The sequence below is a fragment of the Cytobacillus sp. FSL R5-0569 genome, assembly GCF_038007265.1.
GTDB lineage: Bacteria > Bacillota > Bacilli > Bacillales > Cytobacillaceae > Cytobacillus > Cytobacillus kochii.
Map to the genome: position 1 here is coordinate 3,428,113 of NZ_JBBOWW010000001.1, position 14,934 is coordinate 3,443,046.

Annotated in this window: 13 protein-coding genes; 1 reads left to right on the forward strand and 12 read right to left on the reverse strand. The window is 36.5% G+C overall.

Features of this window, described 5'->3' with window-relative positions:
• Positions 1 to 22 precede the first annotated feature (22 nt).
• The 12 genes from uvrC to zapA form a co-directional block, all read right to left on the reverse strand.
• The gene (gene uvrC / locus MKX78_RS17360; protein ID WP_341051713.1) at positions 23 to 1,795 is read right to left on the reverse strand and encodes an excinuclease ABC subunit UvrC; all 1,773 of its coding nucleotides are present in this window, start codon (positions 1,793 to 1,795) and stop codon (positions 23 to 25) included.
• A 142-nt stretch (positions 1,796 to 1,937) separates the two neighbouring features.
• Positions 1,938 to 2,255, reverse strand: coding sequence for a thioredoxin (gene trxA, locus MKX78_RS17365; protein WP_095372346.1), 318 nt, complete (start codon positions 2,253 to 2,255; stop codon positions 1,938 to 1,940).
• A 230-nt stretch (positions 2,256 to 2,485) separates the two neighbouring features.
• Positions 2,486 to 3,463, reverse strand: coding sequence for an electron transfer flavoprotein subunit alpha/FixB family protein (locus MKX78_RS17370; RefSeq protein WP_341051715.1), 978 nt, complete (start codon positions 3,461 to 3,463; stop codon positions 2,486 to 2,488).
• Between the two features lie 39 nt (positions 3,464 to 3,502).
• Entirely contained in the window at positions 3,503 to 4,276 is a 774-nt protein-coding gene (locus tag MKX78_RS17375) for an electron transfer flavoprotein subunit beta/FixA family protein (protein ID WP_095372344.1), read from the reverse strand.
• 211 nt (positions 4,277 to 4,487) lie between these two features.
• Positions 4,488 to 5,261, reverse strand: coding sequence for an enoyl-CoA hydratase (locus tag MKX78_RS17380; protein WP_095372343.1), 774 nt, complete (start codon positions 5,259 to 5,261; stop codon positions 4,488 to 4,490).
• A gap of 28 nt (positions 5,262 to 5,289) precedes the next feature.
• Positions 5,290 to 5,874 (reverse strand): TetR/AcrR family transcriptional regulator, encoded by a 585-nt coding sequence (locus MKX78_RS17385; RefSeq protein ID WP_095372342.1) that lies wholly within the window; start codon positions 5,872 to 5,874, stop codon positions 5,290 to 5,292.
• A gap of 234 nt (positions 5,875 to 6,108) precedes the next feature.
• Positions 6,109 to 7,815 carry an AMP-binding protein gene (locus MKX78_RS17390; RefSeq protein ID WP_322909656.1) on the reverse strand — a complete coding sequence of 569 codons (1,707 nt, stop codon included), beginning with the start codon at positions 7,813 to 7,815 and terminating at the stop codon, positions 6,109 to 6,111.
• A 380-nt stretch (positions 7,816 to 8,195) separates the two neighbouring features.
• Positions 8,196 to 8,603, reverse strand: a complete 408-nt coding sequence (locus tag MKX78_RS17395; protein WP_095372340.1) for a DUF350 domain-containing protein — start codon at positions 8,601 to 8,603, stop codon at positions 8,196 to 8,198.
• Positions 8,604 to 8,679: 76 nt separating this feature from the next.
• Positions 8,680 to 11,037, reverse strand: coding sequence for an endonuclease MutS2 (locus MKX78_RS17400; RefSeq protein ID WP_307312691.1), 2,358 nt, complete (start codon positions 11,035 to 11,037; stop codon positions 8,680 to 8,682).
• A 40-nt stretch (positions 11,038 to 11,077) separates the two neighbouring features.
• Positions 11,078 to 12,796: a DNA polymerase/3'-5' exonuclease PolX gene (gene polX, locus MKX78_RS17405; protein ID WP_341051719.1), complete on the reverse strand. Its 1,719-nt coding sequence runs from the start codon at positions 12,794 to 12,796 to the stop codon at positions 11,078 to 11,080.
• A gap of 171 nt (positions 12,797 to 12,967) precedes the next feature.
• On the reverse strand, positions 12,968 to 13,507 hold the full coding sequence (locus MKX78_RS17410; RefSeq protein WP_307312689.1) for a CvpA family protein: 540 nt from the start codon (positions 13,505 to 13,507) through the stop codon (positions 12,968 to 12,970).
• A gap of 8 nt (positions 13,508 to 13,515) precedes the next feature.
• Positions 13,516 to 13,776: a cell division protein ZapA gene (gene zapA / locus MKX78_RS17415; RefSeq protein WP_095373635.1), complete on the reverse strand. Its 261-nt coding sequence runs from the start codon at positions 13,774 to 13,776 to the stop codon at positions 13,516 to 13,518.
• Positions 13,777 to 13,889: 113 nt separating this feature from the next.
• Here zapA and rnhC point away from each other — a divergent pair, with 113 nt between their 5' ends.
• Complete coding sequence (gene rnhC, locus MKX78_RS17420; RefSeq protein ID WP_341052781.1) at positions 13,890 to 14,837, forward strand: ribonuclease HIII; 948 nt, start codon at positions 13,890 to 13,892, stop codon at positions 14,835 to 14,837.
• The last annotated feature ends 97 nt before the right edge of the window (positions 14,838 to 14,934 follow it).

A 14,934-nucleotide genomic window follows, 5' to 3' on the forward strand; every position in this document is an offset into this window, starting at 1 on the left:
ATTTGTTTTTTTCAGACAATGTCTATTCATGTAACTTTTCATAAAGTTCTTGTGCAACTTTTAATGGTAAGCCAGATTCCCTAAGGTCTTCTACACTAGCTGATTTCATTTTTTTTACAGAACCAAAATCTTTTAATAACTGCTTTTTTCTTTTTTCCCCAATACCATCAATTTCATCAAGAAGTGACTGAAATGCACTCTTTCCACGAACTTGTCTATGAAATGTAATCGCAAATCGATGCACTTCATCTTGAATACGTTGTAATAAATAAAATTCCTGGCTATTTCGAGCGAGGGGAATGATCATTAATGGATTTCCATAAAGAAGTTGAGATGTTTTATGCTTATCATCTTTGACTAATCCTGCTAGTGGAATATCTAAACCGAGTTCATTCTCAAGCACATCTCGAACGACTTCAACATGTCCTTTTCCACCATCAATGATAATTAAATCAGGTAGGGGTAGCCCTTCTTTTAAAACCCGGCTATATCTCCGTCTCGTCACTTCCCTCATAGATTCATAATCATCTGGTCCTTTAACTGACTTAATCTTATATTTCCGATACTCCCTTTTTGCAGGCTTACCATCGATAAAGACAATCATTGCTGAGACAGCATCGGTACCCTGGATATTGGAGTTATCAAAAGCTTCAATGCGATAGGGTGTGTAAATTCCTAGCTCCTCACCTAAGCTTTCTATTGCATTCACCGTTCTTTTCTCATCACGTTCAATAAGCGAGAATTTTTCTTTTAAAGCAATCTTTGCATTTTTATAGGCAAGTTTCACTAGTTCTTTTTTTCTCCCTCTTTGAGGAATAAATATTTTTACATCCAAAAGCTGCTCAGCCATCGTCAAATCAACAGAGTCTGGCAAGTAAATTTCCTTTGGTTTAAAATGATTAGCTTGTTCATAAAAACGGCCGAGATAGGTGAGCATCTCTTCTTCAGGCTCATTATAGATTGGAAACATAGATACATCTCTTTCAATAAGTTTCCCTTGCCTAATAAAAAATACTTGTACACACATCCAACCCTTATCAACCGCATAAGCAAACACATCTCGGTCAGTAAAATCCGTCATTGTAATCTTTTGTTTTTCCATCGTCGTTTCTATATGGATAATTTTATCTCTGAAATCCTTTGCTTTCTCAAACTCTAGCGCTGCGGACGCTTCTTCCATTTTCGTTGAAAGTTCTTTTTTGATTTCTTTATAACCACCATTTAAGAAACGAGTAATCTCATCTGTCATTTGTTTGTATGTGTCAGATTTTACTTCATTTACACAAGGAGCTAGACATTGTCCGATATGGTAGTAGAGACAAACTCTATCTGGTAAGGTGTTACATTTTCTTAAAGGATAAAGGCGATCTAATAATCTTTTTGTTTCATTGGCCGCCTGCACATTTGGATATGGCCCAAAATATTTCCCTTTGTCTTTTTTTACTTTTCTCGTGGTAATTAATCTCGGATGTCTTTCATTTGTTAATTTAATAAAAGGATAACTTTTATCATCCTTTAGCATGACATTATATTTGGGATCATGCTTTTTAATTAAATTTAACTCTAATAATAACGCTTCCATATCGGAAGAGGTCACGATATATTCAAAATCGTCAATTTCATTTACAAGCCTTAATGTCTTTCCATCATGTGAACCGGTAAAATAGGACTTAACCCGATTACGAAGCACTTTCGCCTTACCGACATAAATAATTGTCCCTTGGCGATCTTTCATTAAATAACAACCTGGTTGAGCTGGTAATAAAGGTAATTTATTTTTTATATTATCATTCATAGTTAGCTGTCACATCCATACCTAAAAAGAATATCATTGCAGGAGGAAACCATACCCTTCTTACTGATTTTGCCATACTTGTACTGTAAAAAAAACCCCGATCTTCTAAAAGTAGAAGCCGGGGTTTGTTTTATGGTACTTCTTATGCACCATGTTTTTGAAGCAATTCAACTAATGCTTCTTTCGGTTGGAAACCAACCACTTTATCTACTTCTGCACCATCTTTAAACACGATGAGAGTCGGGATGCTCATAACTCCAAATTTACCAGCAGTTTCTTGGTTATCGTCAACATCAAGTTTAACGATTTTTACTTTATCTCCCATTTCTCCATCAATTTCCTCAAGAACTGGTCCAATCATTTTACAAGGTCCGCACCATGGTGCCCAGAAGTCTGCAAGTACAAGACCTGAACCAGTTTCAGCAGTAAAGTTTTGATCTGTTGCATGTGTGATAGCCATAATATTTATATCCTCCTAATAAATAACTAAAAAATCTTATCGAAAGTATATCATCGATTAATAATGGATGCTATTATTTTGCTCGTATAGATTACCCATTTTTTTATTGTATCATACTGAACCTTTAAAAAGGATTCAATGTCTATATTATTCAACATTTATCTTTTTGCCAACATAGTAAAGAAGCGAGTAGTAAAATTCTACCCGCTCATATCAGATGTAAACGAAAATTATGCATTTACAAGTAATTCTTTAAACTCTTTTGTTAGTAATGGAAGGACTTCGAATAAGTCGCCCACAATACCATAATCCGCTACTTTAAAAATATTCGCTTCTGGATCTTTGTTGATGGCAACAATAATCTTTGAATTGGACATCCCAGCTAAATGTTGAATCGCACCAGATATACCGCAAGCGATATAAAGGTCAGGTGTAACTACTTTACCTGTTTGGCCGATTTGAAGTGAGTAATCACAGTAGTCTGCATCGCATGCGCCACGTGAAGCTCCAACAGCACCACCAAGGACATCTGCCAATTCTTTTAACGGCTCGAAACCTTCTTCACTTTTCACACCGCGTCCACCAGCAACAATGACTTTCGCTTCAGAAAGGTCTACACCTTCTGTTGCTTTTCGTACAACTTCCTTGATGACTTGACGCAAGTTTTTAATTTCTACAGATAAAGATGAAACATCTCCATTTCTACTTTCTTCTTTTTCAAGTGGTGCAATGTTATTAGGACGAATAGTAGCGAAAAGAAGTCCATCTGTTACAATTTTCTTTTCAAATGCTTTTCCAGAGTAAATCGGACGAGTAAAGACTAAGTTACCACCCTCAACTTCTAGATCTGTTACATCAGAGATAAGACCGGATTCTAACTTTGCCGCAATCTTCGGTGCAAGATCTTTACCTTGAGCAGTATGTCCGAAAATAATTCCTTCAGGATCTTCTTGATCAATAACGGCAAGTAAGGCTTGAGAATAACCGTCAGATGTATATTGTTTTAACAGTTCATCCTCAACTGTTACCACTCGGTCAGCTCCATACTGAATGAATTCAGCTCCTAAAGCGCTTACAGAATCACCAAATAATACACCTACAACTTCTCCACCTTCAGCAGATGTTTTTGCTGCAGCAACTGCTTCAAAAGAAACATTTCGCAATGAACCTTCTCTTACTTCACCTAATACTAAAACTTTTCTAGCCATTATTATACCCCCAACGTTTTTATTCTTTTATGCACACTATTAGACAACTTTTGCTTCGTTATGAAGTAGACTGACTAATTCTTTTACTTGATCCTCTAATTCACCTTCAAGCACTTTTCCAGCTTCTTTTTTCGGTGGTAGGGAAATTTCAATTGTCTTTGTTTTCGCTTCTACATCATCTTCGTCTAAATCAAGATCGTCTAATTCAATTTCGTCTAAAGGTTTTTTCTTTGCTTTCATAATCCCTGGTAGAGAAGGGTAGCGCGGTTCATTTAAACCTTGTTGTGCAGTGACAAGTAATGGTAGAGAAGTCTCAATTACTTCAGAATCACCTTCTACATCACGAACAACTGTAGCTGTTGTACCTTCAATATCTAACTTAGTGATGGTTGTGATATAAGGAATAGCTAATAACTCCGCTACGCGTGGGCCAACTTGACCTGATCCACCATCGATTGCTACATTCCCACCAATAATCAAATCAACCTCTTTATCTTTAAGGAATTCAGCTAAAATTTTTGAGGTCGTAAACTGATCTCCTTCTTCAACGTCATCTTCTGTATTAATTAGTACTGCTTTATCAGCACCCATCGCTAATGCTGTACGAAGTTGTTTCTCGGCTTCTTCTGTCCCTACAGAAACAACCGTTACTTCACCACCATGTTCATCACGAACTTGGATTGCTTCCTCAATTGCGTATTCATCGTAAGGGTTGATGATGAATTCTGCTCCATCTTCATTAATTTTACCGCCTGAAATCGTGATCTTTTCTTCTGTATCAAATGTTCTTTTCATTAGTACATAGATGTTCATGGTTTCGCCTCCTAATTTTACAAACATTCCATTGCTTCATAAGATTTTGACAAATAAAACTAAATTGTTGACTGAGCGTATGCTCAGTCTTACAATAACCTATTCCCAGAAATGCTTTTCAAATCGATTATTATTTAACAATTTAAATTATTAAATCTATTATAATAGATTATAAACAAAATTGGTAATGAAAACGTTTATATTTAAAAAATTATTTTCCTGAGAAAACTGGATTTCGCTTTTCAACAAAAGCAGAAATACCTTCCTTTGCATCCTCACTTACGAAAACTTGACCAAAAAGTTCTGCTTCCTTTTTCACCCCATCATAATAACGGTTGGATTTACTATAATTCAGTAATTCTAATGTTGCACCGACAGATACTGGGCTCTTTTTGGCGATTTTTTGTGCCATTGAATAGGCATTTTCTAACAGCTTTTCTTCAGGGTAAGCATGATTGGCTAAACCGAGTTGTACAGCTTCTAACCCCGTAATTGGATCACTCGTTAAAATCATTTCAGCTGCTTTTGCCGTTCCAACAAAACGAGGTAATCGTTGTGTACCAGCAAACCCAGGAATTAATCCAAGCTGCAATTCTGGTAGTCCCATTTTTGTATTCTCAGCAACTAAGCGAATATGACAACTCATTGCAAGTTCCAAACCTCCACCTAAAGCTGCACCATGAATGGCTGCAATAATAGGTTTCTTGAAGGTTTCTATTCTCTCAAAGAGCCCTTGTCCATTTTCTGCTAGATGTGAGAAACCTTCACCACTTTCGATAGAAGTAAATTCCTTAATATCTGCTCCAGCAGAGAAGAAGCGGCCTTCTCCATGAATGAGGATCACCCTAATATCTTGGTTTGGCTCAATCTGATCCAGTACTTCACCTAACTCCTCAATCAACCCAGATGATAGTGCATTGGCAGGAGGGCGATTAATGGTAATTGTTGCAACTTCATTATCAATCTTCCAATTTAAGTATTCCACTTTTTCTTACCTCCATTATTATTTTTAATTATTGGCTTTTGCACCCACTGATTAAAAGACGATGAACTTCGGGCGCTAACGCAGTTAAATCATATTTTTGATCATTCATCACCCATGTTGTTGCAGTTTCATCCATTGTACCAAAGATCATCTGTCTAGCTAATCGGACATCGAGATTACTAGCAAACTCACCCGTTTTTTTTCCTTCGAGTAAGATTGAATCGATTAAGCCTAAATAACCTTTTAAGATGGCATTAATTTTTTGCCGTAAATCGATATTCGATTGCCTTAGTTCTAATTGTGTCACGATAGCTAAATGTTTGTCTTGAGATAAAATATGAAAGTGGGTTTCGACCATCATTAATAACTTCTCTGCTGCTCTTACTTTTCCTGCTATTTTCTCCTCAATCATTTCAACAAAGTGACCCATTTTGTTTTCAAAGAGGGAAATTAAGATATCTTCTTTGTTCTTAAAATATAAATAAATCGTCCCATCAGCCACGCCTGCCTGTTTGGCAATCTTTGAAACTTGTGATTGATGGTAGCCATTCTCAGCAATGACTATCACTGCCGCATCAATAATCTGTCTGTATTTTGGTTTGTTCTTCTTCAAAATCATTCTCCCCCTATATTACTCTTGCTCCTATCAAAGAGTATACCGGAATGGAGATACTCGTTTCCACCTAATCAACAGAACAACCATTCCGAATGATAAAAATGAATGAATAGTCATTCATAAAATTATATTATTATCTAATGATTGTTCTGTCAAGAAACTTTGCATAATTATTATGTTTTTAAGGTGGACAAGCTCTAGGTTTCAAAAAGAATGAGCCACTTGGCCCGATTATTTGATCGCCTCATTTTGCTCTTCAGCAAATTTCTTTTTATCTTCCTCAATTAAAGCTCTTCTCAGTATTTTTCCTACTGCTGTTTTAGGTAGTTCCTCACGAAATTCATAAATTCTCGGTACCTTATAAGCAGCTAAGTGTTTTCTAGCAAACTCATTTAATTCATCTTCTGTAATATGGACACCCTCTTTTTTAACAATATAAGCTTTAACTGTTTCTCCTCGGTAAGGGTGGGGCACGCCAGCTGCTACTACTTCCTGGACTGCTTCATGCTCATATAACACTTCTTCTATCTCTCTTGGATAAATATTAAATCCACCGGCGATAATCATATCTTTCTTGCGGTCAACCACATAAAAATAGCCATTTTCATCCATATACCCTAAATCCCCTGTTAATAACCAGCCGTCTTTTAATGTTTGTTCCGTATCATCTGGACGGTTCCAATAGCCTTTCATGACTTGTGGACCTTTTACACAAATCTCTCCAATTTCACCAACAGGTAAAAATTCGCCATTTTCAGTAGACATAATTTTTGCATCAGTGTCTGGCCAAGGAATCCCAATACTTCCCTTTACTCTCGGTTCATCCCAAAGGAAATTAGCATGTGTCACAGGTGAAGACTCTGTTAGCCCATATCCTTCTACTAATTTACCGCCAGTGATTTCTTCAAATTTTTGTTGGACCTCAACAGGTAGTGCCGCTGATCCACTGATACAGGAATCGATGGAAGAAAGGTCAAATTCTTTAATTTTAGGGTGATTCAATAATCCAATATAAATGGTCGGAGCACCTGGGAAAAGTGTTGGCTTTTGCTTCTGAATGGTCTTCAAGGTTGTTTCAACATCAAACTTTGGTAGTAAAACCATTTTGTTAGCTTCCATAATTGTTAAGATCATAACAGTTGTCATACCATATACATGGAAAAATGGCAATATCCCTAGAATAACCTCTTCGCCCTTTTTCGTTTGATATAACCATGCTTTACACATTGCAGCATTGGATACTAAATTTTTGTGGGTAAGCATAACTCCTTTCGGAAATCCAGTCGTCCCACCTGTATATTGTAATAGTGCTAAATCTTCATTGAATTCTATATCATATGTTTGAACTGGTCTTGCTTCACCTTTTAATATTTCTGTTAATAAGTGATAATTGCCTTCATGTCTGACATTGACTGATAAGCCATATTGCTTTTTCTGAATAAATGGATACACAATATTTTTTGGAAATGGTAAAAAGTCCTTGATAGCGGTTACAATTACATGTTTCAATTCTGTTTGAGGTAGTATTTTAGTCACTCTTGGAAAAAGTATATCCATTGTGATAATCGCAATCGCTCCTGAATCCTTCATTTGGAATTCAAGTTCTCTTTCCATATAAAGTGGATTTGTTTGGACCACCACTCCTCCTGCGAATAGAACACCATAATAACTTATGACTGACTGCGGGGTATTAGGTAACATGATAGCGACTCGATCGCCTTTCGTTATTCCGATACTTTGCAGGTAGCCTGCAACTTTTAGAGCGGATTCATAGACATAACGATACGTAAATTCTTTCCCCATAAAGTGAATGGCTTTTTTTTCAGGGAACTCATTTGCGGCAGCAACTAAAAACTCCTGAACAGGCTGTTCTGGATAGGCAAGTGTTGATGGGATTTCATTAGGGTACAGCTTCAGCCACGGTTTTTCTTCAGACATTTACGACCCTCCCCAAATATTATATTTTTAGAACATTTATAATTGTTCACTTTTTATTATAATATACACTTGTAAGCAAGACAAATGAAATTATATAAATCTGTGCCTTATTTCCTAAAGATGCCTCTTTATCTTATGCTAAATAGCACACACCATAGCCACCATGAGGGAAGGAGAAAAGTTGTATGAGTAAATAAAGTATGGCGCTCTTTGACTTAAAAAAAACTAGACAACCATTCGTTGTATTCCACATACGAATAATTGTCTAAATCTAATTAATGAATCAATTCCTTTATATCATAAAGATGACGCCCGCTAAGATAAATAATACGCATAATACAAGTAATATTTTTGCTAATCTCTCCATTCAATTACGCTCCCTAAGATATGCTCGCACCAATAATATAAGAAATTCCGATAGATAATATCATAGATATCAGTCCAACAGCAATATTATTATTTTGTATTTCATCATCTACTTTTATTTTCGGACTCATGAATTCAAAAACAAAATAAGCGACTAACAATAAAATAAAACCGAACACACCCCAACCAATCATGACAAGTAAATGATCATTATGCATAATCGAATGACGAAACACATTTGCTATCCCAAAAATCTTACCACCTGTAGCCATTGCCACAGCAACATTTCCTTTTTTAATCTCTTCCCAATTCTTATATTTCGTTACAAGCTCAAATACTGCTAAAAAGACAATCATACATAGAATAACCACACTAAAGTAGGCAGCGGTATGAACAAATTCATTTTCCCAAAACTGATTCATTTTATGTTCTCCCCAAAAATTTTTAATGAATTCTTTTTATGCTTACATGTTTTTTCATCCATGTGTAAGATAATCGCTATTTAAATTCTACCACAGTCACACCAGTTCCACCTTCACCAGCTTCCCCAAAACGAATAGATTTGACCGAACGGTGATTTCGTAAATACTCTTGCACACCTTGCCTTAGAGCACCCGTGCCTTTTCCGTGAATGATAGACACGCGCGGATAACCTGCTAGAAGAGCATCATCAATATATTTCTCGACTCTCAAAAGAGCGTTTTCATATCTTTCGCCTCTGAGGTCAAGCTCCAAACTAACATGATAATCTTTTCCTTTTACAGTTGCCATTGGTTTTGTTTCCACCGGCTTAGTTGTTTTAATAAACTCTAAATCTTTTTCTTCCACCTTCATTTTTAAAATGCCGATTTGGACACTCCATTCCTTTTCAGCTAGTTTTTCTAATAGCTGGCCTTTTTGACCGAAACTTAATACCTTTACTTCATCTCCAGGCTGGAATTGATGAGTTTGATTTGCACTTTTTTTCTTTTGCTTCTTCACTATTTCAGGTGCGGCGTCAGATAGACGTTTTCTTGCTTCAATCAGTTCATGCTCTTTAACTTCTGCATGCTTTTCTATGCGCATTTGTCTAAGTTCGCTAATAATGCTTTCTGCTTCTTCTTTCGCTTTCTCTACAATAGATGCGGCTTCTTCCTTTGCTTTTTGTTCTAGCCCATCTTTTTCTTCATAGTAGGAAACCATTTGTTTTTGCAAATCTTTATGAAGCTTCTCAGCGTTTTTTAATAATGCATATGCTTCTTCACGCTCTGCCTCCGCTTGCTTTTTACTACTTTCCAATGAGGCAATCATATTTTCTACTTTGTTACTATCAGCACTTATATATTCCTTGGCATTGGTAATTACACTTTCATTTAAACCAAGTCGTCCTGAAATTTCAAAAGCATTACTGCGACCAGGAACGCCAATCAATAATTTATAAGTAGGACTCAACGTTTCTACATTAAATTCAACACTGGCATTTACAACCCCCTCACGATTGTAACCATAGGCTTTTAACTCGGGATAATGGGTTGTTGCAATGACTTTAGCTCCTCTGTTATACACTTCATCTAAAATAGAAATGGCTAAAGCTGCCCCTTCTTGCGGGTCTGTTCCTGCACCTAATTCATCAAAAAGGACTAAACTATTACCGTCCACTTTTTCTAAAATATCAACTATATTGACCATATGTGACGAGAAAGTACTTAAACTCTGTTCAATTGACTGTTCATCACCGATATCAGCATAAACAGCGCCAAATACCGCTACTTCTGACCCGTCTAAAGCAGGAATTTGTAGTCCTGCCTGTGCCATCAATGTAGAAAGACCAACTGTTTTTAATGTGACTGTCTTACCACCTGTATTCGGTCCCGTAATAACGATGGAAGAATAGGCTTCTCCCATCGTTATATCGTTCGCTACGACTTCATTGGCTGGAATCAATGGATGACGAGCTTTGAAAAGCCTAATATGACCTTTGTCGTTTACAGATGGTTTACTTGCCTTTATGCTCTTTCCATATCTTGCTTTTGTGAACATAAAATCCATTTCACCTAAAACATAAACAATGGTTTGTAGTTCATTATTATACTCATTCGTTAATAATGATAGCTGAATCAGGATCTTCTCAATTTCTTGCTGCTCTTTTACCCTGATATTTTGTAATTCATTATTTAGTTGGACAATAGACTGTGGTTCTATAAATAATGTCTGCCCAGAAGAACTTTGATCATGAATAATACCACCATAATGACCACGATATTCTTGTTTAACAGGAATAACGAAACGATCATTACGAATAGTAATAATCGCATCAGAAAGCATTTTCTGTGCGCTGGACGAACGAATCATTGATTCTAATTTATCTCGTACCCGACTCTCTCTCGTTCTTAATTGTGTCCTTAATTGGCGTAAGTTTTCACTCGCACTATCAAGTACATCTCCATTTTCGTCAATGCTATTTCTAATCGCCGTTTCTAGCTCAGCTAGAACAATGATTTTTTCGCTATAGCTGAACAAGATTGGTATTTCATTTTCTTCTTCATCAGCAAAATCTTCAATGAAACGCTTCATTTGTCGACTTACATGAATCGTACTGGCTATTTGCATCAGTTCATGGGGACTCAACATTGCACCAATCTTTGTTCGTTTTAAGTGAGGAGTAATGTCAAAAATCCCCCCTAAAGGTACACTACCTCTCATACGTAACACTTGAGCTGCTTCATCCGTTTCGTTTTGCAACTTAATCACTTCGGAAAAATCTGTTGACGGTACTAAATCTTCCGCTTTTTTCTTCCCAAGGCTTGAGGACACATAGGTTAAAAGCTGTTCTTTCACTTTATGAAATTCGAGCATTTTCAAAATTCTATCTTGCATGAAGTAATCCCCCTTCATTTTCCGTATCTATCCGCTCTCTTTACTTACGATTCTTTAAAAACTGTAATAAATCATCGGCTTTAAATGTATTAAGCACCGTATCTTTTAATAACCATGCTTTTTTTGCTGCTGATACACCCACTTCCATATGATCGAGTGTTTCTGTTTTATGAGCATCCGTATTAATGACAATCTTCACATTAGATTCTTGTGCTAATTTTAATGCTTCTGTTGCAAGGTCTAACCGATTCGGGTTAGCATTTAATTCAAGTACCGTATTGGTTTCTTTTGCTAATGCAATTAATTTCTCAATGTTGACTGCATAACCATCCCGTCTCCCAATCAACCGCCCTGTCGGATGAGCAATAATATCAACATGTGGGTTTCTCATCGCATTTTCTAATCGGTGCATGATTTGCTCTTTTGATTGTGAAAAAGCTGAATGAATAGAAGCAATAACAATATCCATCTCTTTCAACACATCATCTTCATAATCTAGGGAACCATCCGGTAAAATATCCATTTCTATCCCCGACAAAACTTGAAAATCATCATATTTTTCATTGATTTCGTGAATGATTTCTTTTTGTTTTAATAACCGTTCTTTTGTTAATCCATTCGCTACTTTTAAATATTGCGAATGATCCGTAATAGCCATATAACGATAACCCTTTGTGCGACAGGCAGCAATCATCTCTTCAATGGAATTAGCACCATCACTCCATGTTGTATGCATATGAAGATCGCCCTTGATATCTTCGTTTTCTATAAGTGGCGTGTTTGCAGTATATGTCTCAACTTCCTTACCATCTTCACGAATTTCAGGAGGAAACAAAGGTAATTTAAAATGAGCATAAAAATCTTCTTCTGTTTGGAACGTTTTAATCGTTCCTTTTTCTATATCTTCTACACCATACTCACTGATTTTTTCTCCCCGTTCCTTCGCCAATTGACGCATACGAACATTATGGTCTTTAGAACCGGTAAAATGGTGAAGTGTAGAAGCAAACTCTTCAGGAGTTACAATTCTAAAATCAACAGAGACATCATATTTTTCTGCAAGCACTACAGAAACTTTTGTTTCTCCTGCCGCAATCACTTCTTTAATCTCACCTATTTGTAAAAGCTGTTCTTTCACTGAAGCAGGAACCGTTGTTGAAATAATAAAGTCCAAATCTTTAATCGTTTCTCTCATTCTTCTAATACTACCTGCTCGAGAAAAACGGTCGATATCTATAAATGAAGATAGAAATCCTTCAATTTTCTCAGCAATCGGTAGCATAAAAGCAAGAGGCAAGCGTTCCGGTCTAGTACCCACATTAGCTAATGCTTCGAGAATTTTTTCTTCTGTTTTCTTTCCAAATCCGGCTAAAGCTTGTACTTGATGATCATTACAAGCTGTCCTTAAATCTTCAGCATTCTTAACCCCAAGCTCTTTATACAATTTAGCAATTTTTTTACCACCTAAACCCGGCAATTGCAAAAGTGGAATCAAACCTGCTGGTACTTCCTTCTTTAATTCATCAAGTGCACTAGTTGTGCCTTCTTCTACAAACTCTGTGATAACTGCAGAAGTACCCTTACCAATACCAGGTAACTTCGTATAATCCTCTATTTCATCCAACGTTAAATCACTTGTCTCTAACGCCGTTGCTGCTTTACGAAAGGCAGCCGTTTTAAAAGGGTTCTCGCCCTTTAACTCCATATAAATAGCAATCGTTTCTAATAAATGAACAACATCCTTTTTATTAATTGTCATAAGTGTATCGCCTCATTTACATTCATATTTTCTTAGTCTTTCCCGTTTTCTTACTACCTATAAAATCATACAATATTTCCACCGTTCCAGACAGTCCGCCTCTTATTGGTGACCTATCAAAAAAAAGATTGGCTTTAAATAAAGAAAACTTCTCTTCCTAAGGTAGAGAAGTTAAGAAGCTACATAATCAATCCATAACTCTTTTATCTGCTGGGAAAACACTGGTGTGTGCTCAATAATAAAGTTTGCCATAGACGAGCCGTCTAGAGTTGACTGCACACTATCTATTGGTAATAATGCTGCTATGTATAATAAGATAAACATGATAAGATAAACTTCTATAAATCCTAAAATACTTCCAGCCCAACTGTTTAATTGTTTTAATATCGGAAAACTTGCGAGAAAATCTAGCATACTGCCGATAATTTGTAATACAATCTTAACTGCAAAGAAAATGATTGCAAATGCAATTGCGCGATAATAAGCTGTCTCTAAGTCTGTGTTACCTAAAATCGTTTCAAGCTGTGAATTCCCGAAGTTCGGATATGGAATCCATAAGGTTAATTTAGGAGCTAAAGGCTCATAGTATAGTCTTGCCACAACGAAGGCGACAATAAAGCCTAATAGATGGATAGCTTGAAGAATTAATCCTCTTCGTAGACCTATGAAAAACCCGAAGATTAACATGATAATAATGGCAAGATCAAGCATAATTCGTGTCAGTCCTTTACTCTATTTAATTCTTCTTTAAGACGTTCTACTTCGTCTTTAAGTTTCAAATAATCGTTCATTGTGTTCACAGCTGTTAAAACAGCAAGTTTACTAATATCGAGCGAAGGATTCTTTGCACTAATATCTCTCATTGTTTCATCCACCATGGATGCAACTAAACGGATGTGGCTGGAGCTCTCCGTGCCGACAATTGTATACGGGATACCATATATATCAACCCTTGTCCGGTTTTTATCAGTATTTGACAACATACAAGCCCCCATTCTGAAGAATCCTAAACATTATCATAACACGAACCATTTTTTGAGGGAAGTCAAAGCTTGTCAAAAAGACAGAGGAATTGTCAAAATAGGAGGAATCAATTATGAGTCAAATAGTATTAAAAAAATCTACAGCAGAACTTCAACTAATGAAAACACATTACCAAGCTCTACTATCACCGAAACAGCCTCCCGGTAGTATTTTCACTGCCAAAACAAACAATTGTACAATTACTGCCTACAAATCAGGTAAAGTATTATTTCAAGGAGCAGGCTGTCAATCAGAAGCTGATAAATGGGGGGGCTTTAATAGCGAAGTCGCACCGAAAAAGAAAGCCAGCTCGCCAAAAGGATCCAAATTACCGGATCATTTTGCATCCCTATCAGTTGTGGGCTCAGATGAAGTTGGGACAGGAGATTACTTTGGACCAATGACAGTAGTAGCAGCTTATGTAAGTGCAACAAACATCCCACTATTAAAAGAGCTTGGCGTGCAAGACTCTAAGAATTTAAATGATCAGAGAATTATCCAAATCGCTAAACAAATTAAAGATGTCATTCCCTTTAGTTTACTTACACTACATAATGAAAAATATAACAACATGCAACAAAAAGGAATGTCTCAAGGAAAACTAAAAGCTCTCCTTCATAACCAAGCTATTAATAGTGTGCTTGAAAAAATGTCTCCAGAGAAGCCAGACGCCGTCTTAATCGATCAATTTGCTCAAGAAGGAGTATATTATAATTATTTAAAATCTCAAGCCAATATACAAAGAGAAAATGTATATTTCAGTACGAAAGGTGAATCTGTACATATCGCTGTCGCAGCTGCATCAATCCTTGCACGCTATGCGTTTCTCCTTCGTTTCGAGGAATTAAGTAAAAAGGCTGGCTTTCCACTAACAAAAGGTGCCGGCCCTAAGGTTGACGAATGCGGTGCGAAATTAATACATATCCATGGTGAAGATTCTCTAACGCGCTTTGTGAAACTGCATTTTGCTAACACCGATAAAGCAAAAGCTCTTTATAGAAAGAAGTATAAAGCATAAAGCAATAGGGCTCCGCTCTTTTATGAAGAGCGGATTTCTACTTTTACTAGCGCCTCTCAAGCTCTCAGCTTGTGTTCTACTTCTAATACAGGGCGCT